This window comes from Streptomyces thermocarboxydus, from assembly GCF_024760485.1.
Taxonomy (GTDB): domain Bacteria; phylum Actinomycetota; class Actinomycetes; order Streptomycetales; family Streptomycetaceae; genus Streptomyces; species Streptomyces cellulosae.
Genome location: NZ_CP058273.1, coordinates 2,669,141 through 2,694,592, shown reverse-complemented (window position 1 = coordinate 2,694,592; position 25,452 = coordinate 2,669,141). Strand labels below are relative to the sequence as shown.

The 25,452-nt window shown below is 72.3% G+C and carries 23 protein-coding genes, 1 tRNA gene and 1 pseudogene; 15 read left to right on the top strand and 10 right to left on the bottom strand.

The window, feature by feature from the left end; genetic code table 11:
* The first annotated feature begins 69 nt into the window (after nt 1–69).
* A complete protein-coding gene (locus AY578_RS12455) occupies nt 70–1,245 on the top strand; it encodes an SUKH-4 family immunity protein (RefSeq protein WP_019525056.1) in 1,176 nt (391 codons plus the stop codon).
* A 96-nt stretch (nt 1,246–1,341) separates the two neighbouring features.
* On the opposite strand, the gene AY578_RS12450 is transcribed toward AY578_RS12455, so the two are convergent.
* Nucleotides 1,342–1,413 (bottom strand) — tRNA-Cys (locus AY578_RS12450).
* Nucleotides 1,414–1,644: 231 nt separating this feature from the next.
* Between AY578_RS12450 and AY578_RS12445 the strand changes: the two genes are divergently transcribed.
* From AY578_RS12445 to AY578_RS12420, 6 genes are all read left to right on the top strand, one after another.
* Complete coding sequence (locus AY578_RS12445; protein WP_258902364.1) at nt 1,645–3,120, top strand: MFS transporter; 1,476 nt, start codon at nt 1,645–1,647, stop codon at nt 3,118–3,120.
* Nucleotides 3,121–3,154: 34 nt separating this feature from the next.
* Nucleotides 3,155–3,355, top strand: a complete 201-nt coding sequence (locus AY578_RS12440; RefSeq protein WP_210633920.1) for a hypothetical protein — start codon at nt 3,155–3,157, stop codon at nt 3,353–3,355.
* The gene (locus AY578_RS12435) at nt 3,352–3,726 is read left to right on the top strand and encodes a type II toxin-antitoxin system death-on-curing family toxin (RefSeq protein WP_258902363.1); all 375 of its coding nucleotides are present in this window, start codon (nt 3,352–3,354) and stop codon (nt 3,724–3,726) included. Before AY578_RS12440 ends, AY578_RS12435 begins: the two co-directional genes overlap by 4 nt.
* A 118-nt stretch (nt 3,727–3,844) precedes the next feature.
* Nucleotides 3,845–5,638: a DEAD/DEAH box helicase gene (locus AY578_RS12430; protein ID WP_019525060.1), complete on the top strand. Its 1,794-nt coding sequence runs from the start codon at nt 3,845–3,847 to the stop codon at nt 5,636–5,638.
* Nucleotides 5,639–5,959: 321 nt separating this feature from the next.
* Complete coding sequence (locus tag AY578_RS12425) at nt 5,960–6,601, top strand: IclR family transcriptional regulator (RefSeq protein ID WP_019525061.1); 642 nt, start codon at nt 5,960–5,962, stop codon at nt 6,599–6,601.
* 237 nt (nt 6,602–6,838) lie between these two features.
* Entirely contained in the window at nt 6,839–7,630 is a 792-nt protein-coding gene (locus AY578_RS12420) for a S16 family serine protease (protein ID WP_019525062.1), read from the top strand.
* An 11-nt stretch (nt 7,631–7,641) separates the two neighbouring features.
* Here the strand turns inward: AY578_RS12420 and AY578_RS12415 are convergent, their stop codons facing one another.
* The 5 genes from AY578_RS12415 to AY578_RS12395 form a co-directional block, all read right to left on the bottom strand.
* The gene (locus AY578_RS12415) at nt 7,642–8,529 is read right to left on the bottom strand and encodes a glycine betaine ABC transporter substrate-binding protein (RefSeq protein WP_251143005.1); all 888 of its coding nucleotides are present in this window, start codon (nt 8,527–8,529) and stop codon (nt 7,642–7,644) included.
* Between the two features lie 83 nt (nt 8,530–8,612).
* Nucleotides 8,613–9,458, bottom strand: coding sequence for an ABC transporter permease (locus AY578_RS12410; protein WP_028959158.1), 846 nt, complete (start codon nt 9,456–9,458; stop codon nt 8,613–8,615).
* Nucleotides 9,455–10,729, bottom strand: a complete 1,275-nt coding sequence (locus AY578_RS12405; protein ID WP_258902362.1) for a betaine/proline/choline family ABC transporter ATP-binding protein — start codon at nt 10,727–10,729, stop codon at nt 9,455–9,457. Before AY578_RS12405 ends, AY578_RS12410 begins: the two co-directional genes overlap by 4 nt.
* On the bottom strand, nt 10,722–11,369 hold the full coding sequence (locus tag AY578_RS12400) for an ABC transporter permease (RefSeq protein ID WP_019525066.1): 648 nt from the start codon (nt 11,367–11,369) through the stop codon (nt 10,722–10,724). Before AY578_RS12400 ends, AY578_RS12405 begins: the two co-directional genes overlap by 8 nt.
* Nucleotides 11,370–11,400: 31 nt before the next feature.
* Nucleotides 11,401–11,871, bottom strand: a complete 471-nt coding sequence (locus tag AY578_RS12395; RefSeq protein ID WP_006134418.1) for an Lrp/AsnC family transcriptional regulator — start codon at nt 11,869–11,871, stop codon at nt 11,401–11,403.
* Nucleotides 11,872–11,993: 122 nt separating this feature from the next.
* Here AY578_RS12395 and hppD point away from each other — a divergent pair, with 122 nt between their 5' ends.
* A complete protein-coding gene (gene hppD, locus AY578_RS12390) occupies nt 11,994–13,139 on the top strand; it encodes a 4-hydroxyphenylpyruvate dioxygenase (protein ID WP_026243851.1) in 1,146 nt (381 codons plus the stop codon).
* Nucleotides 13,140–13,152: 13 nt separating this feature from the next.
* Here hppD and AY578_RS12385 read toward each other — a convergent pair whose 3' ends face one another.
* Nucleotides 13,153–14,547 (bottom strand): tetratricopeptide repeat protein, encoded by a 1,395-nt coding sequence (locus tag AY578_RS12385; protein ID WP_258902361.1) that lies wholly within the window; start codon nt 14,545–14,547, stop codon nt 13,153–13,155.
* A gap of 103 nt (nt 14,548–14,650) precedes the next feature.
* On the opposite strand from AY578_RS12385, the gene AY578_RS12380 reads away from it, so the two are divergent.
* From AY578_RS12380 to AY578_RS12370, 3 genes and pseudogenes are all read left to right on the top strand, one after another.
* A complete protein-coding gene (locus AY578_RS12380; RefSeq protein WP_026243853.1) occupies nt 14,651–16,066 on the top strand; it encodes an FAD-binding oxidoreductase in 1,416 nt (471 codons plus the stop codon).
* 115 nt (nt 16,067–16,181) lie between these two features.
* Nucleotides 16,182–17,612, top strand: a pseudogene (locus AY578_RS12375) (RDD family protein).
* Between the two features lie 114 nt (nt 17,613–17,726).
* Entirely contained in the window at nt 17,727–18,527 is an 801-nt protein-coding gene (locus tag AY578_RS12370; protein ID WP_028959162.1) for an RDD family protein, read from the top strand.
* 60 nt (nt 18,528–18,587) lie between these two features.
* Here the strand turns inward: AY578_RS12370 and AY578_RS12365 are convergent, their stop codons facing one another.
* Complete coding sequence (locus tag AY578_RS12365; RefSeq protein WP_026243854.1) at nt 18,588–18,872, bottom strand: hypothetical protein; 285 nt, start codon at nt 18,870–18,872, stop codon at nt 18,588–18,590.
* Nucleotides 18,873–19,268: 396 nt separating this feature from the next.
* Here AY578_RS12365 and AY578_RS12360 point away from each other — a divergent pair, with 396 nt between their 5' ends.
* Nucleotides 19,269–21,623, top strand: a complete 2,355-nt coding sequence (locus AY578_RS12360) for an immune inhibitor A domain-containing protein (RefSeq protein WP_026243855.1) — start codon at nt 19,269–19,271, stop codon at nt 21,621–21,623.
* A 122-nt stretch (nt 21,624–21,745) separates the two neighbouring features.
* Nucleotides 21,746–22,075, top strand: a complete 330-nt coding sequence (locus AY578_RS12355; protein ID WP_019525075.1) for a hypothetical protein — start codon at nt 21,746–21,748, stop codon at nt 22,073–22,075.
* 6 nt (nt 22,076–22,081) lie between these two features.
* Here AY578_RS12355 and AY578_RS12350 read toward each other — a convergent pair whose 3' ends face one another.
* Together AY578_RS12350 and AY578_RS12345 are read right to left on the bottom strand one after the other, a co-directional pair.
* Entirely contained in the window at nt 22,082–22,669 is a 588-nt protein-coding gene (locus AY578_RS12350; RefSeq protein ID WP_136238561.1) for an isochorismatase family protein, read from the bottom strand.
* Between the two features lie 115 nt (nt 22,670–22,784).
* On the bottom strand, nt 22,785–24,131 hold the full coding sequence (locus AY578_RS12345) for a nicotinate phosphoribosyltransferase (RefSeq protein WP_026243856.1): 1,347 nt from the start codon (nt 24,129–24,131) through the stop codon (nt 22,785–22,787).
* A gap of 99 nt (nt 24,132–24,230) precedes the next feature.
* Between AY578_RS12345 and clpS the strand changes: the two genes are divergently transcribed.
* Together clpS and AY578_RS12335 are read left to right on the top strand one after the other, a co-directional pair.
* Nucleotides 24,231–24,548 (top strand): ATP-dependent Clp protease adapter ClpS, encoded by a 318-nt coding sequence (gene clpS / locus AY578_RS12340; RefSeq protein WP_019525078.1) that lies wholly within the window; start codon nt 24,231–24,233, stop codon nt 24,546–24,548.
* Nucleotides 24,549–24,616: 68 nt separating this feature from the next.
* Nucleotides 24,617–25,225 carry a DUF2017 domain-containing protein gene (locus AY578_RS12335; RefSeq protein ID WP_019525079.1) on the top strand — a complete coding sequence of 203 codons (609 nt, stop codon included), beginning with the start codon at nt 24,617–24,619 and terminating at the stop codon, nt 25,223–25,225.
* Nucleotides 25,226–25,452: the final 227 nt, after the last annotated feature.

Genomic DNA, 25,452 nt, shown 5'->3' with positions numbered 1-25,452 from the left:
CGCGGGCCGTCCTGCCCGGGGCGGGACGTTCGCGGGCCCGGGACCGAGCACACGTATCGCGGGGGAATCATGAGCACGACCGACACCGTTGTCGCGAGGGCGATCACACTCACCGAGGACGACCTCGGTCCCCAGGTCACGCACGCGTCGACGCGGAGCTGGCTGACCGGACCCGGACTGCCGTGCTACAACGGCCTGTTCCGCTTCACGGAGACGGCCCGCCCCGGCGGCCCGCGCACGGTCGCCGAGGTGACGGGCGCCGCCGACCGGCTGTCGCCGGCCCTGCGCGACCGGCTCGTCATCGGCGCGTTCGCCGTCCCGGCGGGCCTGGAGCCGGAGTCGGTGCTGCTCGACGGCGCGACCGGCGAGGTCTCCAGCGCGTACGTCCAGGACCGGCCCGACCTCATGGACTGCCGCCCGCTCGCCCCCTCCCTGCCGACATTCGTCCGCTTCGCGGCGGCCACGGACGAACTGGCGGGCCTGCGCGGCCAGTTCGCCGCCTACGCCGGCCGGTACGGCACCAAGGCGGTCGCGGAGGCCTCGCGGCAGCTGCTCGCGGTGTTCGAGGAGGGCGCGGACGGCGAGCCCGCGCCGTTCTGGCGGATGGCGGCGCTGATCCGCCCCCTCGCCCTGGTCGCCGGCCCCGGCACGGCGTCGGGCCTCGCCCTGGACCTCCCGCTGCGCCTGCTGGACGAGGAGTTCGGCCGGGGCGGCGTGGTCCGCTTCGAGGAGGTCGACTTCCCCGCGACGCTCACGCACGAGCCCACCCGCCGCTTCCTGCGCGAGACGGGCCTGCCCGAGGACGGCTTCCTGTTCTCCCTGGACACGGACCAGCCGCTGCGCACGCTCACGGAGTACGCGGCCGACGACTGCGGCAGCGGCTTCCCGCCGGGTCTCCTCCCGGCCCACGCCGACCGGCTGATACGCGTCGGGCACCTGATCGACGACCACGGCCTGGTCGTCGACGGGGCGACGGGGGCGGTGCTGAGCTGGAGCGAGTCGGACGGCGCGCTGCGCCCGCTGAACACGGACATCTCCACGCTGGCGTTCACCCTCTGGCTCCTGCACCGGGAGCGCTCCCTCGACGAGGCCTCCGGCCACGCCCTCACGAGCGACGCCTACGACCAGCTCGCCCTGACGATGATCCAGGTCCTCGCCTCGGTCGACCCCACGGGCACGACGGAGGACACGGACTGGCACTACTGGACGCGGCTCTTCCAGGACGAGGCGGGCGGGGTGTTGTAAACCCCGGCTCTCCGCGGCAGGGGGGCGCGCTGCTTCCACGCGCACGTCGAAAGGGCGGGCACCCCCGGAGAGTGTGGGGTGTCCGCCCTTTCTCGGAGGCCGTGGCGGGAATCGAACCCGCGTAACTCGCTTTGCAGGCGAGTCCCTGAACCACTCGGGCACACGGCCGTGTCGGCGGGGTGAGGCGTCGGACGGCGCCGCTCCCTGACCGGTACTTCGACCGTAAGGCGGTTCGCTCGCGGGGCTCAAGGGGACACCGGGGCGTGCAACGCGACTGCCATGCGCCGTTCACAAAGGGAAAGGACCCCGAGGTGCCTCGGGTCCTACGACCAAGGTCCCGGTGCAGGTCCCGACCCCCGACAGGGGTCAAACAGGCCCGTGGCCCTTACCCTGGCGGGCATGACCGCCCCCAACTCCCGCGACACGGGTGTCGCCGAGCCCGCCGGCGCGCCCGCCCCGGCCGTCGTCCCCGACGACACCGTCCTCAGCCGCCGGTACCGGGCGCTGAGCATCGGAGTCGTCTCCGTCGTGCTGCTGATCGCCTTCGAGGCGACGGCGGTGGGCACGGCGATGCCCGTGGCGGCGCGCGAGCTGAACGGCGTCTCCCTGTACGCGTTCGCGTTCTCCGGGTACTTCACCACCAGCCTCTTCGGCATGGTGCTGTCCGGCCAGTGGTCCGACCGGCGCGGCCCGCTCGCCCCGCTCACCTGGGGCATCGCCTCCTTCGCGGCCGGGCTGCTGATCGCCGGCACCGCGGGCGCGATGTGGCTGTTCATCCTGGGCCGCGCCGTGCAGGGTCTCGGCGGCGGCCTGGTGATCGTCGCCCTGTACGTCGTCGTCGGCCGCGCCTATCCCGAGCGGCTGCGCCCGGCCATCATGGCGGCGTTCGCGGCCGCCTGGGTCGTCCCGTCGATCGTCGGCCCGCTCGCCTCCGGCGCGGTGACCGAGCACCTCGGCTGGCGCTGGGTGTTCCTCGGCATCCCGGTGATCGTGGTGCTCCCGGTGGCGCTGGCCCTGCCCCAGATCCGGCGGCTCGCCTCCGGCCCGGTCGGGGACGCCGCCGAGGCCCCGGCCTCCTTCGACCGCCGCCGTATCCGGCTGGCCCTCGCCATCTCCTTCGGGGCGGGCCTGCTCCAGTACGCCGCGCAGGACCTGCGCTGGCTGTCCCTGCTGCCGGGCGCCCTGGGCATCGCCCTGCTGGTCCCGGCGGTCCTCGGCCTGCTCCCGCGGGGCACATGGCGCGCGGCGCGCGGCCTGCCCTCGGTGGTGCTGCTGCGCGGGGTCGCCGCCGGGTCGTTCATCGCGGCGGAGTCCTTCGTCCCGCTGATGCTGGTCACCCAGCGCGGACTCAGCCCCACGCTCGCCGGCTTCTCCCTCGCGGCGGGCGGCGGCACCTGGGCGCTGGGCTCCTGGGTGCAGTCCCGGCCCCGCCTGGAGCCGCACCGGGAGCGGCTGATGACCGTCGGGATGCTGCTGGTCGCGTTCGCGATCGCGGCGGCGCCGAGCGTGCTGATCCACTCCGTGCCCGCCTGGACGCTGGCGGTGGCGTGGGCGTTCGGCTGCTTCGGCATGGGCCTGGTGATCTCCTCCACCAGCGTGCTGCTGCTCCAGCTCTCCGCGCCCGAGGAGGCCGGCACCAACTCCGCCGCCCTCCAGATCTCCGACGGCCTCTCCAACGTCCTCCTCCTGGCGATCGGCGGCGCCGCCTTCGCCGCCCTCGGCGGCGGCACCGTCAGCCACGCGGCCACGGAGGCCACCGGCTCCCACCCGGCCGCCTTCGCCGCGGTGTTCCTGCCGATGGCGGCGGTGGCGCTGGCGGGGGTGTGGATAGCCACCCGGCTCCGCCCGGAGGAGCGGCCCGCCTGCAATCTGTGAGCGGCCGGTCGCGGTCAGTCAGTATCATCCGGCCATGTCCGAACTGGTAATCCGCCCCGACTCCGCCCTGCTCCAGGCCCTGCACGACCTCGCGGACGCGCAGGACCTCACGCCCGAGGACGTCGCGCTGGACGCGCTGCGCCGCCGCCTCCACGAGGAGGGCCGGCAGGTGCGCGCGGTCGCCGAACGCCTAGCGGCGGAGCACGCGGAACTGCTGAGGAGGCTGGGCGAATGACGCGGCACCTCACCGTAGACGAGGTCACGGAGATCGCCGAGGTCGCGTTCGGCGGCGCCCCGCCGGTGGCGCGCACGCCAGGGCTGCTCGCCTCGGCCGTGCACCGCCCGCGCGCCCGCATGTTCGGCACCCCGGCCTATCAGGACCTGTACGAGCAGGCGGCCGCCCTGCTGCACGCCCTCGCCACGAACCACCCGTTCGTCGACGGCAACAAGCGCACCGCCTGGCTGGCCGCGGCCACCTTCCTCGCCCTGAACGGCGTCGACCTGCTGCACGCCGACCAGGACGCCGCGTACACGCTGGTCGTGGATGCGGCGTCCGGGGCGGTCGGCGACGTGAGGGAGATCGCCGTGCGGCTCAAGACGTTGTGACGTGGGTCCCACCCGTGGGCGACCCGGGGCTTCGGCGGCGTGTGGAGCGGTGGGCCATCGGTAGGGTGGCCCGGTCGTCCCACGTACCAGAGCCGCCCGAACCACCCTCCCGGAGATCGTGACTACCACCGCCGGCACCGCCTCGCACCACCTGTCCCCGGCCTTCCCCGGCCGTGCCCCCTGGGGTACCGCCGGCAAGCTGCGCGCCTGGCAGCAAGGGGCGATGGACAAGTACCTCCAGGCTCAGCCCCGTGACTTCCTCGCGGTCGCCACTCCCGGCGCCGGCAAGACCACGTTCGCGCTGACGCTGGCGTCCTGGCTGCTGCACCACCACGTCGTGCAGCAGGTGACCGTCGTCGCGCCCACCGAGCATCTGAAGAAGCAGTGGGCGGAGGCCGCCGCGCGGATAGGCATCAAGCTCGACCCGGAGTACAGCGCGGGCCCCCTCGGCCGGGAGTACGACGGCGTCGCCGTCACGTACGCCGGTGTCGGCGTGCGCCCCATGCTGCACCGCAACCGTGTCGAGCAGCGCAAGACGCTCGTGATCCTGGACGAGATCCACCACGCCGGCGACTCGAAGTCGTGGGGCGAGGCCTGCCTGGAGGCGTTCGAGCCGGCCACCCGCCGCCTCGCGCTGACCGGTACGCCGTTCCGCTCGGACACCAACCCCATCCCGTTCGTGACGTACGAGGAGGGCGACGACGGGATCCGCCGGTCGTCCGCCGACTACACCTACGGGTACGGCTCCGCCCTCGCCGACGGCGTCGTCCGGCCGGTGATCTTCATGTCGTACAGCGGCAACATGCGCTGGCGCACCAAGGCCGGCGACGAGATCGCCGCCCGGCTCGGCGAGCCCATGACGAAGGACGCGATCAGCCAGGCCTGGCGCACCGCCCTCGACCCGCGCGGCGAGTGGATGCCGTCCGTGCTGCGCGCCGCCGACCAGCGGCTCACCGAGGTCAGGAAGGCCATCCCGGACGCCGGCGCCCTGGTGATCGCCTCCGACCAGGAGTCCGCCCGCGCCTACGCCAAGCTGATCCGTGACATCACCGGCCACAAGGCCACCCTCGTCCTCTCCGACGACGCCGGCGCGTCCAAGCGGATCGACGAGTTCAGCGCGAGCGACGACCGCTGGATGGTCGCCGTCCGCATGGTGTCCGAGGGCGTCGACGTCCCGCGCCTCGCGGTCGGCGTGTACGCCACCACGATCTCCACGCCGCTGTTCTTCGCCCAGGCCGTCGGCCGTTTCGTGCGGTCCAGGCGACGCGGCGAGACCGCGTCCGTGTTCCTGCCGACCGTCCCCGACCTGCTCGGCTTCGCCAACGAGATGGAGCGCGAGCGCGACCACGTCCTCGACAAGCCCAAGAAGGAGGGCGAGGAGGACCCGTACGCCGAGTCCGAGAAGGAGATGGACGAGGCGAACAAGCAGCAGGACGAGGACACCGGCGAGCAGGACATGCTGCCCTTCGAGGCGCTGGAGTCCGACGCCGTCTTCGACCGGGTGATGTACAACGGCGCCGAGTTCGGCATGCAGGCGCACCCGGGCAGCGAGGAGGAGCAGGACTACCTCGGCATCCCCGGCCTGCTGGAGCCCGACCAGGTGCAGCTGCTGCTGCAGAAGCGCCAGGCCCGGCAGATCGCGCACAGCAAGAAGAAGCCGGCCGAGGAGGCCGACCTGCTCGAACTGCCCGCCGAGCGGCGGCCCGTGGTCTCCCACAAGGAGATGATGGAGCTGCGCAAGAAGCTCAACTCGCTCGTCGGCGCCTACGTCCACCAGAGCGGCAAGCCGCACGGCGTGATCCACACCGAGCTGCGCCGCGTGTGCGGCGGCCCGCCCTCCGCGGAGGCGACGGCGGGACAGCTGCGGCAGCGGATCGCCAAGGTGCAGGAGTGGGCCACCCGCATGCGGTGAGACACCTGTGCGTCTTGTGGACGGTGAAGTGAGCGGGAGCGGTCCCCCTGTGTGCATACCGGGAAAAAAGTGACCAGTTTGTTCAACTGGTGACCGGATTCTGGACGGAGCCTTCCGCTCAGCGGACCGGCTCGCTACTGTCCCCGCTACGCACACGCCCCGTGGCAGCGCCGCCGCGGAGCGCAGCCGTGAAGCGACTGTGCCCGGGACTGGACCGGGCCGCCGGCCGATCGGCGGCCCTCTGAAGCGCGTGACCGCCGGGACCGGTGACGCACATGCGGGGAGAGGGCTGTCGACCTCACCACTGAAGGAGTGGGCGTCGTGACCGCGGAGACCTCTCAGACGCTCGACAGGGGCCTACGGGTCCTGAAACTGCTCGCCGACACGGACCACGGGCTGACCGTCACCGAGCTTTCCCACAAACTGGGCGTCAACCGGACCGTCGTGTACAGGTTGCTCGCCACGCTCGAGCAGCACGCGCTGGTCCGCCGCGACCTGGGCGGCCGGGCGCGGGTCGGCCTCGGCGTGCTGCGTCTGGGACGGCAGGTGCACCCGCTGGTACGGGAGGCGGCGATGCCGGCGCTGCGGTCCCTCGCGGAGGACATCGGCGCGACCGCCCACCTGACCCTCGTCGACGGCGCGGAGGCCCTCGCGGTGGCGGTGGTGGAGCCGTCGTGGACCGACTACCACGTGGCCTACCGGGCCGGCTTCCGGCACCCCCTGGACCGCGGAGCGGCCGGCAAGGCGATACTCGCCGCACGGCAGAAGGCCCCCGGCGACCCCGGCTACACCCTGACCCACGGCGAACTGGAGACCGGCGCCTGCGGGGCCGCCGCGCCGCTGGTGGGCGTCACGGGCGTCGAGGGGAGCGTGGGCGTGGTCATGCTGGCGGAGGTCGTACCGGAGCGGGTCGGCAAGCGCGTGGTGGAGGCGGCCCGGGAGGTCGCCGAGGCCCTGCGCTGACCGCCCCTCCAGAGGCGCGGGGAACTGCGCGCCCAGCCGTACGGGGTGTGGCGCGGGCCCGCTTAAGGGGTGCCGCCTGCGCCCACCCGTGCCGCCCTCAGCGGCACGACTGCCCGCAGTCGTCAGGGGCGCGGGGAACCGCGCGAACGGCCCCGCACGGCCCGCACCCGGCATGTGACAGCCCTCTGCCCCCCGGTGGCCGCCGGCCCCCCACCCCCGTCACGTTAGATTGGCCCCGTGCTCACTCGCCTCACCCGTCCCCAGGCCCTGGCCGTCTGCGCCGCCCCGGCCGTCGCGTTGCTGGCCACCGCCGTGCTCGCGCCGCTGCCCTTCTCCGTGGCGCAGCCCGGGATGACGGCCGACGTACTCGGCGAGAACAAGGGACAGCAGGTCATCACCATCTCCGGCACCGATGTCCGGAAGACCACGGGACAGCTGCGGATGACCACCATCGAGGCGACCTCGCCCGACACCCGCGTCAGCCTGCCGCAGGTGATCGACAGCTGGTTCCGCACCGACGAGGCGGTCATGCCCCGCGACGCCGTCTACCCCAGCGGGGACGACGTCCAGGAGATCGAGCAGTACAACCGGAAGCAGATGAAGGAGTCCCAGGACGAGGCCACCCGGGCCGCGCTGAAGTACCTCGGCCGGGAGAACCAGGGCATCGACATCAGCCTGAAGCTCGCCGACGTCGGCGGCCCGAGCGCCGGACTGCTGTTCTCCCTCGGCATCGTCGACAAGCTGGACGGCGACGGCAGCGGCGGCGACCTCACCGGCGGCCGGGTCGTGGCCGGCACCGGCACCATCGACGCCGAGGGCCGGGTCGGCGCGGTCGGCGGCGTGCCGCTGAAGACACAGGCGGCCAGGCGGGACGGCGCCACCGTCTTCCTCGTCCCGCGCGACGAGTGCGGCGAGGCCAAGGCCGAACTGCCGAAGGGCCTGCGCCTGGTCCCCGTGACCACGCTCAAGGGCGCCGTGGACGCGCTCGTCGCCCTGGAGAAGGGCACCGGCAAGGTCCCCGCCTGCTGACCCGGCGCCCACTACCCCTCCTTCACGAACCCCTCGGCCACCATCCAGTCCAGCGCGACCTGGTGGGGGTCCTCCCCGTCGACGTCGACCCGGGCGTTCAGGGTCTGCGCCACGTTGTTGTCCAGCTTCTCCGTCACCGGGGCGAGGACCTCGGCGATCTCGGGCCATTTCTTCAGCGTCTCGCTGTGCACGGTCGGGGCGGCGTTGTAGTTGGGGAAGAACTTCTTGTCGTCCTCCATCACCACCAGGTTCATGGACTTGATCCGCCCGTCGGTGGTGAACACCTCGCCGTAGGTGCAGGCGCCCTTGGCCGTCTGCGTGTAGATGATCCCGGAGTCCATCTGCGTGATGTTGCCCGCCGGGATGTCCATCCCGTACGCCTTCGCCATGCCGGGCAGCCCGTCCGCGCGGTTGGCGAACTCGCCCTCCACGCACAGCGTCACCGCGCCCGGGTCGGTCTTCGACAGCTCCGCCACCTCCGACAGGGTGCGGGTGTGGTACCGCTCGTAGTTGGCCTGGTTCATGGCCAGGGCGTACGTGTTGTTCAGCTCCGACGGCTCCAGCCAGGTCACGCCGTTCTTCTTGTCGGCGTCCCGCACCGCCAGCCACTGCTCGTGCGGGTCGGGGATCGGCCGGCTGTTGCCCTGGTACGTGATCCACGCCGTGCCCGTGTACTCGAACCCGGCGTCCGCCTCGCCCTTGACGACCGCCTCCCGCGAACCGACCGAGCCCTGGATGCCGGTCCGGTCCACCACCTCCGCGCCCGCCGCCTCGAAGGCGATGCCCATGATCGCGCCGAGGATCAGCTGCTCGGTGAACTCCTTGGACGTCACGGTGAGTTTCGCGCCCTCCAGCGGCTTGCCCTGCCCGATCGTGCCCGGCTCCACATCGTCGACCATGGGCGACCCGCTGGTCAGCCCGCACCCCGACACCACCGCCAGCAGCAGCGCCGCACAGGCCAGCCGTGCCCCCGCACGCCCGCTCACGGCCCGGCCTCCAGGCCGCGCGGCCGCAGCAGCAGCTCCGCCAGCGAGGCCAGCCAGTCCACCAGCAGGGCCAGCGCGACGGTGAGCACCGACCCCACCACCAGCACCGGCATCCGCTGGCTGGTGATCCCGGTGGTGATCAGCACGCCCAGCCCGCCGCCCCCGCCGAAGGTGGCGAGCGTCGCCGTGCCGACGTTCAGCACCAGTGCGGTGCGCACGCCCGCGAGGATCAGCGGCACGGCGAGCGGCAGCTCCACCCGGGTGAGGACGCCCACCGGGGACATGCCGATGCCGCGGGCCGCCTCCAGCAGCGCCGGGTCGTTGGCCCGCAGCCCGGCGATGGTGTTGGACAGCACCGGCAGCACCGCGTAGGCGATGATGCCGATCAGGGCCGCCCGGCGGCCGATGCCCAGCCAGATCACCAGCAGCGCCAGCAGACCGATCGCCGGGGTGGCCTGGCCGATGTTGGCGAGCGTCATCACCACCGGGGTGGCCCTGCTCACCTGCCCCCGGGTCAGCAGGATGCCCAGCGGGATGGCGATGATCAGCACGAAGAACGTCGAGATCAGGGTCAGCTCGATGTGCTGCCACAGCGCCTTCGACACCCGCCCGTCCGACAGCGCGTTACGGGTGAGGGCGTCCAGGTCGGCCTGCTCGAACCACAGCCAGGTCGCCAGCAGCACGGCGATCAGCAGCAGCGGCAGCAGCGTCAGCTTCTGCCAGGTCACCCGCGCCGGCGCCACGGCCGGCCGGACCGGGGGAGGGGCCTCCTCCCCGTCGGGACCCGCCTCCTCACGCACCCCGGGCCCGCCCTCGGGCCGCCGACCCTCGGAGGTCCTCACGCCTGCGCCTCCCCGCGGTCGCCCGAGGGGTCCGCCCCCTCCTGCTCGGCGTGCGTCTGCGCGGACCGCTGCTCCTCCAGTCCCGCCTGCGACTCCCGCGCCTCGAGACGGTCCGCCTCCAGCAGCTCGTGCACCGAGTTCATCAGTGTCTCCACGTCCACGACACCCTCGTACGCGCCGCGCCGCCCGGTCACCGCGACGCGGCCCGTGTTGTCGGTGAGCACGGCCTCCAGCGCGTCCCGCAGGGTCGCGTCCCGGGTCACCGTGTCGTGCACCAGGACGCCCGCCCGGGCCAGCGACCCCTGGGCGCGCACGATGTCACCGCGCCGCAGCCACTTGTAGGGGCGGCCCCGCTTGTCCAGCACCAGCACCTCGTCCGTGCCGGCGGAGCGCAGCCGGGCGGAGATCCCCTCCAAAGGGTCGTCGACGCCCACCGTCGGGTAGTCGGTGATCGTCACGTCCCCGACCCGGGTGAGGTTGAGCCGCTTCAGCGCCGCGCCCGCGCCGACGAAGCCGGACACGAAGTCGTCGGCGGGGTTGGTGAGGATCGCCTCCGGGGTGTCGAACTGGGCGATGTGGGACTGCTCGCGCAGCACCGCGATCCGGTCGCCGATCTTGATCGCCTCGTCGAAGTCATGGGTGACGAACACGATCGTTTTGTGCAGCTCCCGCTGGAGCCGGATCAGCTCGTCCTGGAGGTGGTCCCGGGTGATCGGGTCGACCGCGCCGAACGGCTCGTCCATCAGCAGCACCGGCGGGTCCGCCGCCAGCGCCCGCGCCACGCCGACCCGCTGCTGCTGGCCGCCGGAGAGCTGGCGCGGATAGCGGTCGCGGAACTCGCCGGGGTCCAGGCCGACCAGGTCCAGCATCTCCTCCACCCGGTCCCGCAGCCGCCCGGTGGGCCAGCGCAGCATCTTCGGCACCAGGGCGATGTTCTGCGCGACGGTCATGTGCGGGAACAGCCCGCTCGCCTGGATCGCGTAGCCGATGGTGCGGCGCAGCTTCACCGGGTCCATGTCGGTGACGTCGTCGCCGCCGATGCGGATCCGGCCGCCGGTCGGCTCGATCAGCCGGTTGATCATCTTCAGGGTGGTGGACTTCCCGCACCCGGAGGGGCCGACGAGGACCACCGTCTCGCCCGCCCCGATCTCCATGCTGACGTTGTCCACGGCGGGCCGGTCGCTGCCCGGGTAGCGCTTGGTGAGGCCCTCCAGCTCGATGGCCGCCCCGGACGACGGGGGAGCGGCCTCGGTCGTCTCCGGCTCAGGCACGGATCCCCCTGGAGATGGTCAGCCGTCCGATCAGGACGTACGCGGCGTCGAACAGCAGGGCGAGGACGACGATCCCGAGGGTGCCGGCGAGCACCTGGTTCAGCGCGTTCTTGCTGCCCAGGGATGCGATCCCGCGGAAGATCAGGTTGCCGAGTCCGGGTCCGGAGGCGAACGCGGCGATGGCCGCGATGCCCATCAGCATCTGCGTGGAGACGCGGATCCCGGTGAGGATCGGCGGCCACGCCAGCGGCAGCTCCACCCGCACCAGCCGGGACAGCCGGGACATGCCGATGCCCGTGGCCGCGTCCACCAGCGCCGGATCGACCCCGCGCAGACCGACGATCGCGTTCCGCACGATGGGCAGCAGCCCGTACAGGGTCAGCGCGATCACGGTCGGCGGCACGCCCAGCCCCACGATCGGGATGAGCAGGCCGATCATGGCCAGCGCCGGGACGGTCAGCAGGGTCGCCGTGACGGTGGTGGCGAGGCTGCCCGCCCACTCGCTGCGGTAGGTGACGATGCCGATGAGCACACCGAGGGCGGTGGCCACCACCATGCACTGGAAGACGACGCTGGCGTGCTGGTAGGCGTCGACGAGCAGCTGCTGGTGCCGGCTCTCCAGGTACTCCCAGAAGTTCACGTCCGTTCACCCCCAGCTCGGCCAGGTCCGGTCACTCGCCGAGCGCGGCCTGCTCCACGAGCGGGATGATCCGCAGCGGAACGGGGTTCTCCATGACGATCGCCGTGGACGCCCGGACGATGCCATCAAAACCGACGACGCGGTCGATCACCCGTTGAAGATCGGCGTTCGAGCGAGCCACGAGCCGGCACAGCATGTCCCCCGTCCCGGTGGTGGTGTGCAGCTCCAGGACCTCCGGAACGGTCGCCAAGTGGGCCCGTACGTCGGCGCCTTGACCCTGTCTGATCTGCAGGGTGGCGAACGCGGTGACCGGGTAGCCGAGGGCCGCGGGATCCACCTGGGGGCCGAATCCGCGGATGACTCCGTTCGACTGAAGGCGGTCCAGCCTGGCCTGCACGGTCCCGCGTGCCACCCCCAGCCGGCGGGACATCTCCAGCACCCCGATCCGCGGCTCACGCGCCAGCAGCAGGATGATCCGCCCGTCCAGATGATCGATCGCCATACCGCTCTCCCCAGTGGTCATCCTGTACAGAAAGCCCGCCGAGACGGGCCTTCGCATGGGCATGTTGCCCAGTGAATGCGCGAACTATTGCGCACCTTGCAGGGCTGTTCCACCCTGCCCCTATGACGCAGACCACACACACCGCTCCCGACACCGCACGGCAGGCAGACCCCTTCCCGGTCAAGGGAATGGACGCGGTCGTCTTCGCCGTGGGCAACGCCAAGCAGGCGGCGCACTACTACTCCACCGCCTTCGGCATGCAGCTCGTCGCCTACTCCGGACCGGAGAACGGCAGCCGCGAGACCGCCTCCTACGTGCTGGAGAGCGGCTCGGCCCGCTTCGTGTTCACCTCGGTGATCAAGCGGTCCACCGAGTGGGGCGCCTTCCTCGAGGACCACGTGGCCGCGCACGGCGACGGCGTGATCGACCTCGCCATCGAGGTGCCGGACGCGCGCGCCGCGTACGAGTACGCGATCGAGCACGGCGCCACCTCCGTCGCCGAGCCGTACGAGCTGAAGGACGAGCACGGCACCGTGGTGCTGGCCGCCATCGCCACCTACGGCCAGACCCGCCACACCCTGGTCGAGCGCGGCGGCTACGACGGCCCCTACCTGCCCGGCTACGTCTCCGCCGACCCGATCGTCGAGCCCCCGGCCAAGCGGTCCTTCCAGGCCGTCGACCACTGCGTCGGCAACGTCGAGCTCGGCCGGATGAACGAGTGGGTCGAGTTCTACAACAAGGTCATGGGCTTCACGAACATGAAGGAGTTCGTGGGCGACGACATCGCGACCGAGTACAGCGCGCTGATGTCGAAGGTCGTGGCCGACGGCACGCTCAAGGTCAAGTTCCCGATCAACGAGCCCGCCGTCGCCAAGAAGAAGTCCCAGATCGACGAGTACCTGGAGTTCTACGGCGGCGCCGGCGTCCAGCACATCGCGCTGAACACCAACGACATCGTGCACACCGTCCGCCAGATGCGCGCCGCCGGCGTGCAGTTCCTGGACACCCCGGACTCGTACTACGACACCCTCGGCGAGTGGGCGGGCGAGACCCGCGTGCCCGTGGAGACCCTGCGCGAGCTGAAGATCCTCGTCGACCGCGACGAGGACGGCTACCTGCTGCAGATCTTCACCAAGCCGGTCCAGGACCGTCCGACCGTCTTCTTCGAGATGATCGAGCGCCACGGCTCCATGGGCTTCGGCAAGGGCAACTTCAAGGCCCTGTTCGAGGCGATCGAGCGCGAGCAGGCCAAGCGCGGCAACCTGTAGGCGCCGCGCGCCCTCAGGAGGACTCGGGGCCCGCCTGGACGGACGGCTCACCCAGGCGGGCCAGCGCCTCCTTCGCGCGGGGCGCGTGCAGCGGCGAGAACCACGGGTTGATCCGCAGCGCCTCCGTCAGATGGCGGCGCGCGGCCCCGTACCGCTCCAGGGAGCGCTCGGTCATCCCCCGGTGGTAGACGAACAGCGCGCTGCGCACGCCCCCGCCCTCGGTGCCCTCCGTGGCCCGCACCGCGAACGGCAGCGCCTCCTCGTGCTCCCCGGCCCGGTGCAGCGCCCAGCCCAGCGCGTCCGCGACCTCCGTCGACGGCTGCCGTTCCCACTCCGCACGCAGCCGCCGCACCGCCGCCTCCGGATCCCCGTGGTCGGCCTCGAACCGGCCCAGCACCAGCTCCTCGTCCGCGCCGTGCGCGGCGGCCAGCCGTACCCGCTCCCGCAGCAGCGCGTACCGCTCCTCCGCGGCCGGCCGCATCCCCAGCGACTCGTACAGCTCGCCCAGCTCCAGCGCGTACTCCGGCCGCGGATTCGTCGCCAGCGCCGCGCGGTACGCGTTCAGCGCCTCCGTGGTGCGGCCCAGCGCGGCCAGCACCCTGCCCTGCCCGGCGTACGCCGCCCGCTGGTCGGGGTCGGTGCGCACCGCCTCCCGGAACTGGCGCAGCGCGTCCTCCCGGTCGCCGCGCTCCCAGGCGAGCTGCCCGGCTCGCTCCAGACAGGCGGCGCGCTCGGCGGGCTCGCCGGCGGCCGACGCGGCGTCCGCGAGCTTCGCCGCCGCGTCCTCCCGCCAGCCCCGGTCCCGGTAGACGGCCGCCGCCCGCACCATCACCTCCGGACCCGAGCGCAGCTTCCCGAGCTTCTCCAGCAGCCGGCCGGCCTCCTCGTCGTCGCCGAGCCCTGCGGACGCCTCGATCAGCGGCGGATACGTCGTCCACCGGCCGGGGTCCAGTTTCCGTGCCGCCTCGCCCCAGGCGCGGGCGCTCGCGTAGTCGCGGCGGGCGTTCGCCAGCACGGCCATCGTCCGCAGCGCCGGCACGTCGTCCTTCCGTACCTCCAGCGCGGTGCGCAGCGCCTTCTCGGCACGCGGCCAGTAGCGCGGGTCGGACAGCCGCAGCCCCTGCTCCACCCGGGCCGCGCCCAGTTCGGCCCAGGCGCGGGCGTCCCGGGGGTGGGTGCGCAGCTGCCGTTCGCGCTCGGCGGCCAGCGCCTCCAGGTCGCCCAGCGCGGCCGGGACACCGCTGGTCACGGCGGCCAGGGCGCGCTCCGGCGGGGTGGGCGCCGGGGGTGGCTCCTGCCCGCCCCACGGCAGCGTCACCAGCACCCCGCCCAGCACGGCGGCGCCGGCGGCCGAGGCGATCAGCGCGCGGCGGAGCCCCCGTCTGCGCGCACGAGGCGTGTCGTCCATGGCGCACACTGTGCGTCACACACCGCCTACATATGATCATCACACTCCGACGGGACCCGGCCGCTTCCACGGGGTTCACACCGATGGCCCCGGGTGCGACGCTGTGATCATGAGCCGTATCGAAGCGCGACGCGATGAAGACGCGGTGGCGGCCGGACCTCTCGTCGACCGGCTGCTCGGCGGCCTGCCCGCGGAGGCCGTCCTCACCGACCCGGACGTCACTGCCTCCTACGCCAACGACATGGCGAGCTTCTGCCCGGCCGGCAGCCCCGCGGTGGTGGTGCTGCCCCGGACGGTCGAGCAGGTCCAGCACGTGATGCGCACCGCCACCGAACTGCGGGTGCCGGTCGTCCCGCAGGGCGCCCGCACCGGCCTGTCCGGAGCCGCCAACGCCACCGACGGCTGCATCGTGCTCTCGCTGACCAAGATGGACCGCATTCTGGAGATCGACCCGGTCAACCGGATCGCGGTCGTCGAACCGGGCGTCATCAACGCCGCCCTCTCCCGCGCCGTCGCCGAGCACGGCCTCGCCTACCCGCCGGACCCGTCCAGCTGGGAGATGTGCACCATCGGCGGCAACATCGGCACCGCCTCGGGCGGCCTGTGCTGCGTGAAGTACGGCGTCACCGCCGAGTACGTCCTCGGCCTGGACGTCGTCCTCGCCGACGGGCGGCTGCTCACCACCGGCCGCCGCACCGTCAAGGGCGTCGCCGGCTACGACCTGACCCGGCTGTTCGTCGGCTCCGAGGGGTCCCTCGGCATCGTCGTCCGCGCCGTCCTCGCGCTGCGGCCCAAGCCGCCGGAGCAGCTGGTGCTGGCCGCCGAGTTCGCCTCCGGCGCCGCCGCGAGCGACGCGGTGTGCCGCATCATGGCCGGCGGTCACGTCCCGTCCCTCCTCGAACTGATGGACCGCACCACCGTCAAGGCGGTCAACGACATGGCCCGCATGGGCCTGCCGGAGTCCACCGAGGCGCTGCTGCTGGCCGCGTTCGACACCGCCGACCCCGCCGCCGACCTCGCCGCCGTCGGCGCGCTGTGCGAGGAGGCAGGCGCCACCCAGGTCGTCCCCGCCGAGGACGCCGCCGAGTCGGAGATGCTGCTCCAGGCCCGCCGGATGTCCCTGGTCGCGCTGGAGGCCGTCAAGGGCACCACGATGATCGACGACGTGTGCGTGCCCCGCTCCCGGCTGGGGGAGCTGATCGAGGGCGTCGAGCGGATCTCCGAGAAGCACGGGCTGACCATCGGCGTCGTCGCCCACGCCGGCGACGGCAACACCCACCCGACGGTCTGCTTCGACGCCTCCGACCCGGACGAGTCCCGGCGGGCCCGCGAGTCCTTCGACGAGATCATGGCGCTCGGCCTGGAACTCGGCGGCACCATCACCGGCGAACACGGCGTCGGCGTGCTGAAGAAGGAGTGGCTGGCGCGGGAGGCGGGCCCGGTGTCCATGGAGATGCAGCGGGCCGTGAAACACGCCTTCGATCCGCTGGACATTCTGAACCCGGGCAAGCTCTTCTGACCGAGAAGGTGCCCGAAAGGGGTGGGGTCCGGCCGGACGGGACGTCCGGCCCCCGCCCGTCTGATAGATGTGGTGGCCCCCGACCCATCCCTCGAGCAGATACGGGACGACGGACATGAGCGCCCCAACCCCGGCACCCGGAGACGACAGGCCCCGCGAGGGGTACTACCCGGACCCCTCCATTCCCGGCTACGTCCGGTACTGGAACGGCGCCTCCTGGGTGCCGGGCACCAGCCGTCCGGCACCCGCCGACGGAGAGCCGCTCGCCCCGCCGCCCGGCGCGGCCCCGGCCGCGTCCTCCGGCGCCGCCCCGGCCGTGCCGTCCGTGGAGGAGACCGGCCCGCACTTCTTCGACGAGGACCCGGACGACGCGCCCGCCCCGGCGGGCGGGTCCACCAAGGCCCCGTCCCCGGCCGACGCCCAGCACGGCAGCCGGCCCGAGCCCGCCTCCGCCTGGGGCGCCGACCGCTCCCGCCAGACCGGCTTCGGCGGCGACCAGGACCGCAAGGTCTCCTGGGGCGCCGCGGGCGCCGACCCCCGTGTGCCGCACAGCCCGGACGCGTCCGAACCGGCGGCCGCCTCCTCCAACGCCCCGCAGGCGGACGGGACGTTCGTGTTCCGCAGGCCGACGGCCGGCTCCGCGGAGCCTCCGGTGGCGTCCGGCGCCGCCTCCCCCGACGAGGGCACCATGACCTTCCGCGCGGTCTCCCCGCGTGCCGGGGAGACCAACGCGCCCGGCGCCGGACGGCCCGGTTTCGCCGCCGGGAAGGCCGCGGCCGAGCGAGCCGCCGCCGCGTCCGCGCCGCGCCCCGCCGTCCGGCCCAGCAGGCCACCCGCCGGGCGTGCCCCGCAGACCACAGGACCCGCCTCCGCCCCGCCGCCCCGCCAGGCGACTCCGGCAGCGGCCCCGCGCCTCCGCCCGCTGACGTCCGACCGGGGGCGGGCAGCCCTCCTGGCCGCAGCAGGTGCACCGGCTCGCGGGCGCCTCCCCGGAGCCGCAGGCGCGCCCTGGAAGCCGCCGGTCGACGACGTGTTCCAGGCCGCCGCCCGCCGCCAGGCCGCCGCCCGCCCCGCCACCCTGGGCCGGCGGCTGGCCGCCCGGCTGCTCGACACGGTCGTCCTGGGCGCCGTCACCGCCGCGGCCGCCGTGCCGCTCGGCATGAAGGCCTGGGACCACGTCGACGCGAAGATCGAGGCGGCCAAGCTGTCCGGACGGACCGTCACGGTGTGGCTGCTCGACGGCACCACCTCCGTCCACCTCGGCATCGTCCTCGCCGTCCTGCTGCTCGGCGGGGTGCTCCTCGAGGTGCTGCCCACCGTCAAGTGGGGCCGCACGCTGGGCAAGAGGCTCATGGGCATCGAGGTGCGGGACATCGAGGCGCACGAGGCCCCGGAGTTCGGCGCGGCCCTGCGGCGCTGGCTGGTCTACAGCGTGCCCGGACTGCTCGTGTTCGGGATCGTCGGCGTGCTGTGGTGCCTGTTCGACAAGCCCTGGCGTCAGTGCTGGCACGACAAGGCCGCGCACACCTTCGTCGCCGCCGCCTGACACGCGCGCCCGCGCGAGCCGCCTGACGGCATGTCGGCCCGGCGGGCGGCGCCGGTACTCCGGACGGCGGCCCGCCGGATGCGGGACCGCGGGGTTCGGGATCGGATCGGGGGCATGACCACCGAACCGCCCCCCGGCTCCGGTCAGCCGCCGCCGGACGAGGACCCGTTCCGGAAGCAGCCTCCGCCGGACGACGACCCGTTCAGGAAACAGCCCCCGCCGGGCGCCCCCGGCCCGGGCCCCGGCTCCCCGTACGACACCCCCGGCTCCACGCCCCCGCCCGGCCAGGGCGGCGGCCACCCCTACGAGGGCGGCGGCGCCTCAGGCCCCTACGGCGGCGGGGGAGCGGGCGGCCCATACGGCGGAGGCCCCGGCGGCCCTTACGGCGGAGGCCCCGGAGGCCCTTACGGCGGCGGACCCGGCGGCGGCCCGTACGGGCCCGGCGGGCCGGGCGACCCGCTGGCCGGGATGCCCCCGCTCGCCGACAGCGGCCGGCGCACACTCGCCCGCATCATCGACATGATCCTCGTCGGCATCGTCGTCTGGCTGCTCACCTGGCCCGTCGGGGTCAGCGAGTACAACTTCGACGGCGACCGGGTCAACGTCGGCAACAGCTTCGCCCAGTCGGTCATCGCCGCCGCCCTGTACATCGCGTACGACACCTTCATGGCCGTCCGCTACGGCCGCACCCTCGGCAAGAAGTGGCTGGGCCTGCGGGTGGCCAACCTCTCCGACGGCTCCAACCCCTCCGTGCAGACCGCGCTGATCCGCGCGGCCGTGCTGTGGCTGCCGTTCGCCTTCTGCTGCGCCTGCGTGTGGACCGCGATCTCGGGCGGCTGGAGCTACTTCGACCGGCCGTACAAGCAGGGACTGCACGACAAGGCGGCCAGAACCGTCGTGGTCACGGCCCGGTGACGCCGGACCACCGCGTGGCCCACGCGGCCGGAAATCGCCTTACGCGGGGCGGGCGGTGTGTCAGGACGCCGCCCGCTCGTGCACCGGCTCGCGGACCTGCTCGCGGGACGGGGACGGCACCGTGGCCCGCACGGGGAGCGGCGTCGCGGGCGGGGCCGCGGCGGGACGGCGGGACGCCGGGCCCGGTACGCGCACGGCCACCACGAGTCCCAGGGCGAGCGCCACGACGGCGACCACCGCGACGCCCGCGCCGGAACTCGTCCCGGACAGCAGCAGCAACGCGAGGGTCGACAGGATCACGGCGCACGAGCCGTAGGCGAACTGAGCGACAGTCGGACGGGGCATGGCCATCGTGTCCTCGGAAGTCGGGGGCTGTCGGCCTGGCTTTCCACCGGCTCAAGGGCGTTCCGCCAAGCGACTCTAACCGCGAGCGTGCCCGAGGGGAACGGACAGTAAGCGTGACCTGACCTACAGGGCCGGTGCACAGGGGGCGCACGGATTCATGGCGCCCCACACGGGGGCCGGAGGACGCGCCCGTCGGGGTTTCATGCGGAACTGTCCGCAATGCGAACCGCCACTCCGCATAACGTGATTGATCTGTTCAAGTCAAGGTCTGTTTTTTCTGGCGAACCTCTAGTCAAATGACGTCACTTGACTACACGCGTTGATCACGTGCGCGCGGGACCTTCCATAGACGGAACCTCCTTCGGCCGCGCGCAGGCACGCGGGAGGGGATCTCAAGTGACCAGTAGACCCTGGACGTTCAGAGCGGCCGCGATAGGCGTGGCCCTTGCGGCGGCCACCGCCACCTGCTCTGCGTTCACCGTGGCGCAGGCGGACTCGGCCGACCAGGCCGGCCGTCCCAGCGCCGTGGACCGGCACGACCCGGCGTCGAACAACCACGTCGACCACGACCTCGAGGGCCCGCTCTCCAAGACGCAGGCGGCCCAGCGCGAGGAGGCACTCAACCAGGTGCTGTCCGGCAAGACGTCGGTCAAGAACCGCGCCGGTTCGAAGGTCGTCGGGCTGAAGGGCAAGAAGGGCGACACCAAGTACGTCGAGCTGGGCCGGGAGAAGACCGACAAGATCTTCACCATCCTGGTCGAGTTCGGCGACCAGATAGACAGCCGCTACGGCGGCACCCCGGGTCCCCTGCACAACCAGATCGCCAAGCCGGACCGCAAGGTCGACAACTCCACGGCCTGGCAGGAGGACTACGACAAGGACCACTTCCAGGACCTGTACTTCGGTTCCGGCAAGGGCGTCGACTCGGTCAAGACCTACTACGAGAAGCAGTCCTCGGGCCGCTACTCGGTCGACGGCGAGGTCTCCGACTGGGTGAAGGTGCCCTACAACGAGGCCCGTTACGGCTCCAACAAGTGCGTGCCCGACAACTGCGCCTGGTACGCGGTGCAGGACGGCGTCACCGCCTGGACCGAGCAGCAGAAGGCCGCCGGCCGGACCGACGCCCAGATCAAGGCGCAGCTCTCCCAGTACGACCTGTGGGACCGCTACGACTTCGACGGCGACGGCGACTTCAACGAGCCCGACGGTTACATCGACCATTTCCAGATCGTGCACGCCGGTGAGGACGAGTCCGCCGGCGGCGGCGCCCAGGGCGAGGACGCCATCTGGGCCCACCGCTGGTACGCCTTCGGCACCGACGCCGGCGCCACCGGCCCCGAGAACAACAAGCTCGGCGGCACGCAGATCGGCAACACCGGGATCTGGGTCGGCGACTACACCATCCAGCCGGAGAACGGCGGACTCGGCGTCTTCGCCCACGAGTACGGCCACGACCTCGGTCTGCCGGACCTCTACGACACCCAGGGCGGCGAGAACTCCACCGGCTTCTGGACGCTGATGTCGTCCGGTTCCTGGCTGGGCACGGGCAAGAACGAGATCGGCGACCTCCCCGGCGACATGACCGCCTGGGACAAGCTGCAGCTGGGCTGGCTGAACTACGACGTCGCCAAGGCCGGGGTCAACTCCTGGCACAAGCTGGGCGTCGCCGAGTACAACACCAAGCACAAGCAGGGGCTCGTCGTCCAGCTCCCGAAGAAGGCCGTCACCACGGAGATCGTGCAGCCGGCCGAGGGCTCGACCCAGTGGTGGAGCGGCAGCGGTGACGACCTGCGGAACACGCTCACCCGCAGCGTCGACCTCACCGGCAAGTCGTCGGCCGCGCTGTCCCTGGACGGCTGGTACGAGATCGAGTCCGACTACGACTTCCTCTACACCGAGGTGTCCACCGACGGCGGCGCCAACTGGACCGCCCTGGACGGCACGGTGGACGGTCAGCCGATCCCGCGGGACGGCAGCGACAAGCCGGCCCTGCACGGCACGGTCGACGGCTACAAGAAGCTCGTGTACCCGCTGGACGCCTACGCGGGTCAGAAGATCGACCTGCGCTTCCGCTACCAGACCGACGGCGGCGTCGCCCTCAAGGGCTTCGCGGCCGACTCGATCACGGTGACGGCGGACGGCACCGCGCTCTTCACGGACAACGCCGAGACGGCCGACGAGGCCTGGACGGCGAAGGGCTTCTCCCGCATCGGCGCGTCCTTCACCGAGGACTACGAGCAGTACTACATCGCCGAGAACCGGCAGTACGTCTCGTACGACAAGACGCTGAAGGTCGGCCCGTACAACTTCGGCTTCGCGAACAGCCGTCCGGACTGGGTCGAGCACTACGCGTACCAGAACGGCCTGCTGATCTGGAAGTGGGACACCTCCCAGCTGGACAACAACACCAGCGTGCACCCGGGCAAGGGTCTGATCCTCCCGATCGACTCCCACCCGGCCGCGCTGAAGTGGTCCGACGGCACCCTGATGCGCAACCGCGTCCAGGCCTACGACTCGCCGTTCAGCACCTTCCGCACCGACGCGATCACGCTGCACAAGGCGGACGTCGCGAAGTACATCCCGGGCTCCAAGGGTGTCGCGGTCTTCAACGACCGCACCAACACCTACTGGGACCCGGCGAACCCGACCGGCAGCGTCCAGGTCACTGACACCAACACCAAGATCAAGATCACCAAGGAGGCCAAGGACGGCTCCACGATCGAGCTCGAGGTGGGCCCCGCGGGCCGGTAAGTAGCGTTCTCGCAGGTCAGAGCATGATCGGCGGTGACCCCCTGGCGGGTCGCCGCCGATCCGTGTTTAGGTGCCTCCTGTGACTCTCTTATTGACACCTGCTGACACGGGGGTATGACCGCATGGCCGCAGGAGGCTTCTGCAAGCTGCCGAACGGCACGGTGGTGGTGGCGATGAACCTGCCCAGCCCCGCCGCCGACGCCCCGGCCGGGGTACGGGTGCTGGTCCACGCCCAGAACCGGGCGCGCGCCCTGACCAGGCTGCGCAACCTGGGTCTGCGCTCGGTCTACCTGCGCGGGAACACCGCGCCGCCCACACCGGACGAGATCACGGCGGTGCTGCACCATCCCGACGGCCTGATATGGCGCACGGCGCCCGCCGGGGGAGTGCTGTCGGTGGAGCTGTGGCACCCGATCCGGGCGCTGATCAGACGCCCGGCCGCCTCCGCCTGACCCGGCTCACTGCACGACCGGCTTGCCGGTCAGCTCCACGCCGGCCTCACGCATCTCCTCCAGCGCCCGCTCGGTGGTCTCCCGGGACACGCCCGCGGTGAGGTCGAGCAGCACCTGGGTGCGGAAGCCCTCCCGCACGGCGTCCAGCGCGGTGGCCCGGACGCAGTGGTCGGTGGCGATGCCCACGACGTCCACCTCGTCGACGTCCCGCTCGCGCAGCCACTCGGCGAGCGGCGTGCCGTTCTCGTCGGTGCCCTCGAAGCCGCTGTAGGCCGCCGCGTACTTCCCCTTGTCGAAGACGGCGTCGACCGCCCCGGAGGTCACGGCGGGCGCGAAGTTCGGGTGGAAGCCGACGCCCTCGGTGCCGGCGACGCAGTGGGCGGGCCAGGAGCGGACGAAGTCGGGGTGGTCGGAGAAGTGGTCGCCGGGGTCCACGTGGTGGTCCCGGGTGGCGACCACGTGCCGGTACCCGGCCGGGGCCTGTCCGATCAGCTCGGTCACGGCGGCGGCCACGTCGGCGCCGCCGGCGACGGCGAGGCTGCCCCCCTCGCAGAAGTCGTTCTGCACGTCTACGACGATCAGTGCGCGGCGCATGGTCGGTGTCCTTCGGCTCTGGGCGGACGGATGGATTCGGCGGGACCGGGGCGGGCACACCTCGGGCCCCGGGACGGAGCGGACGCGGACGGGGGACTCGCGCCTCGGCTTGCTCTTAGCTACCCGACGGCACGTGCACGTACTCCGTCGGAAGGACGGGTTCCCCGCGGGAGAGCTGTGTCGCGGACAGCGGCAGACCGGCCCGTGCGGCCGCGTGCCGGTCGCGGACCACGTCCAGCGGCTCGCGCGCGATCACCTCGCCGCCCCGCACCAGCGGCACCAGCAGCTCTTGGCCGGCCAGCTCCGGCGGGACCTCGCCGGTGCCGATCACCTCGGCCTCGGCGACCCCGTCCGCGTCCAGCCGCCGTGCGGCCCACTTGCGGCCGCCGATCGACGTCTTGCCGCCGGTGGACCTCTTCGCCACGGGCACCAGCGGCGCCCCCGGGTCGGCGGACTCGGCGCGCGCGACCAGCTTGTAGACCATCGAGCAGGTCGGGTGCCCCGAGCCGGTCACCAGCTGCGTGCCCACCCCGTACGCGTCCACCGGCGCCGCGGCCAGCGAGGCGATGGCGTACTCGTCCAGGTCCGAGGTCACGACGATCTTCGTGTCCCGCGCGCCCAGCTCGTCCAGCTGCTGCCGCACCCGGTGCGCCACCAGCAGCAGGTCGCCGGAGTCGATGCGCACCGCGCCCAGCTCCGGCCCGGCCACCTCGACGGCCGCGCGGACCGCCTCGGCCACGTCGTAGGTGTCCACCAGCAGCGTGGTGCCCGCGCCGAGGGAGTCCACCTGGGCGCGGAAGGCGTCCCGCTCGGTGTCGTGCAGCAGGGTGAAGGCGTGGGCGGAGGTGCCGACCGTGGGGATGTTGTAGCGGAAGCCGGCCGCCAGGTCGGAGGTGGAGGAGAAGCCGCCGATGTAGGCGGCGCGGGAGGCGGCGACGGCGGCCAGCTCGTGGGTGCGCCGGGCGCCCATCTCGATCAGCGACCGCCCCTGCGCGGCGGACGACATCCGGGAGGCCGCGGCGGCGATGGCCGAGTCGTGGTTGAGGATCGACAGGATCACCGTCTCCAGCAGCACGCACTCGGCGAAGCTGCCCTCCACCCGCATGATGGGCGAGCCCGGGAAGTAGACCTCGCCCTCCGGGTAGCCCCAGATGTCCCCGGAGAAGCGGTAGCCGGCCAGCCAGTCGAGGGTCTCCTCGTCGACGAGGGCCTTCTCCCGTAGGAAGCGCAGCACGCCCTCGTCGAAGCGGAAGTTCTCCACCGCGTCGAGCACCCGCCCGGTGCCCGCGACGACGCCGTAACGGCGGCCGTGCGGCAGCCGCCGGGTGAAGACCTCGAACACGCTGTGCCGCCCGGCCGTGCCGGCCTTCAGCGCCGCCTGCAGCATCGTCAGTTCGTACTGGTCGGTGAAAAGTGCCGTGGACGGAACATTCACCGGCAACCCAAGGTCCGCTGTGTCCATGGCGAGGATGGTACCCCCATTTCGTCACTCTGACGATTTGGGTTCGCGGGTGGTCGTGGGGCGGGCCGGTTTGTGCGACCACCCCCCTCCGGTGGCAGCATGGGCAGTGTGACGTCACCCGCACCCCTGGAGATCGAACGCACCGAGCCGGCGGAGGAGGTCTTCGCCGTACCCGAGCCTGACGTCCCGTGGGTCACGATCGTCCACAACGACCCGGTCAACCTCATGAGCTACGTGACGTACGTCTTCCAGACGTACTTCGGCTACTCCAAGGACAAGGCCACCAAGCTCATGCTCGACGTCCACCACAAGGGCCGGGCCGTCGTCTCCAGCGGCACCCGCGAGGAGATGGAGCGCGACGTCCAGGCCATGCACGGCTACGGCCTGTGGGCGACCCTCCAGCACGACCGGAAGTGAAGCCGGACATGACCGCACCGGACGTGGCCCGCCCCCGCCCGCAGGACCGGAAGTAGCGAATCGCCTCCATGCCAGGACACTTCGAACCGCTCCCCGGCGGCGGCGCGGCCGTCGCCCTCGACGACGTCGAGATCTCCATCATCCGCTCGCTCGCCGTGCAGCTGGTGGAGCTCATCGGCCCCGGCCCGGCCGACGAGTCCGGCGGCGACCCGCTCGCGGAGCTCTTCGCCGACGGCCCCAGCGAGCCGCCCTCCGACCCGGTGCTGCGCCGCCTCTTCCCCGACGCCTACGTCGACCCGGAGGGCGCCGAGCGGCCCGAGGAGGCCGAGGAGCAGCGGACGCACTCCGCCGAGTTCCGCCGGTACACGGAGAACGACCTGCGGGCCGGCAAGCGGGAGAACGCGCTGGCGGTGATCCGCTCCCTGGACGGGCTGAGGGCGGCGGCCGGCGGCGAGGGCGAGGCGGTCCTCAAGCTGACGCCGGAGGAGTCCCTGCGCTGGCTCGGCGCGCTGAACGACCTCCGCCTGGCGATCGGCGCCCGGCTGGAGATCACCGACGAGGACGACAGCGACGTGCTGTTCCACCTCCCGGACGAGGACCCGCGCAAGCCGATGGTGATGGCCTACCTCTGGCTGGGCGGCCTCCAGGAGACACTCGTCTCGACGCTGATGCCGTGAGCCCGCCGCCGCATGCCGTCCGGCCGGGCGGCATGCCGGACATGCGGTCTGAATGTCCGGAAAAGTCCACGGAAGTGTTCGCTCAGAGGACACTCAAATCCGGATAACGATCGCGTCAAATGATCGCCATCTATGGGCTCTTCAGGTGCCTTTTGTCCGCTTCTTCCCGTGACGCGCGCCACAGCGGCCCGGTGTGATCAGTATGGCGGCCGTGATAGACCTTCACG

What these genes read in the sequence shown, in the direction of transcription:
- AY578_RS12455 (WP_019525056.1), top strand. Translation starts at nt 70, where the DNA reads ATGAGCACGACCGACACCGTTGTCGCGAGGGCGATCACACTCACCGAG.
- AY578_RS12445 (WP_258902364.1), top strand. Translation starts at nt 1,645, where the DNA reads ATGACCGCCCCCAACTCCCGCGACACGGGTGTCGCCGAGCCCGCCGGC.
- AY578_RS12440 (WP_210633920.1), top strand. Translation starts at nt 3,155, where the DNA reads ATGTCCGAACTGGTAATCCGCCCCGACTCCGCCCTGCTCCAGGCCCTG.
- AY578_RS12435 (WP_258902363.1), top strand. Translation starts at nt 3,352, where the DNA reads ATGACGCGGCACCTCACCGTAGACGAGGTCACGGAGATCGCCGAGGTC.
- AY578_RS12415 (WP_251143005.1), bottom strand. Translation starts at nt 8,529, where the DNA reads ATGGTCGACGATGTGGAGCCGGGCACGATCGGGCAGGGCAAGCCGCTG.
- AY578_RS12395 (WP_006134418.1), bottom strand. Translation starts at nt 11,871, where the DNA reads ATGGCGATCGATCATCTGGACGGGCGGATCATCCTGCTGCTGGCGCGT.
- hppD (WP_026243851.1), top strand. Translation starts at nt 11,994, where the DNA reads ATGACGCAGACCACACACACCGCTCCCGACACCGCACGGCAGGCAGAC.
- AY578_RS12385 (WP_258902361.1), bottom strand. Translation starts at nt 14,547, where the DNA reads ATGGACGACACGCCTCGTGCGCGCAGACGGGGGCTCCGCCGCGCGCTG.
- AY578_RS12370 (WP_028959162.1), top strand. Translation starts at nt 17,727, where the DNA reads ATGACCACCGAACCGCCCCCCGGCTCCGGTCAGCCGCCGCCGGACGAG.
- AY578_RS12365 (WP_026243854.1), bottom strand. Translation starts at nt 18,872, where the DNA reads ATGCCCCGTCCGACTGTCGCTCAGTTCGCCTACGGCTCGTGCGCCGTG.
- AY578_RS12355 (WP_019525075.1), top strand. Translation starts at nt 21,746, where the DNA reads ATGGCCGCAGGAGGCTTCTGCAAGCTGCCGAACGGCACGGTGGTGGTG.
- AY578_RS12350 (WP_136238561.1), bottom strand. Translation starts at nt 22,669, where the DNA reads ATGCGCCGCGCACTGATCGTCGTAGACGTGCAGAACGACTTCTGCGAG.
- AY578_RS12345 (WP_026243856.1), bottom strand. Translation starts at nt 24,131, where the DNA reads ATGGACACAGCGGACCTTGGGTTGCCGGTGAATGTTCCGTCCACGGCA.
- clpS (WP_019525078.1), top strand. Translation starts at nt 24,231, where the DNA reads ATGGGCAGTGTGACGTCACCCGCACCCCTGGAGATCGAACGCACCGAG.
- AY578_RS12335 (WP_019525079.1), top strand. Translation starts at nt 24,617, where the DNA reads ATGCCAGGACACTTCGAACCGCTCCCCGGCGGCGGCGCGGCCGTCGCC.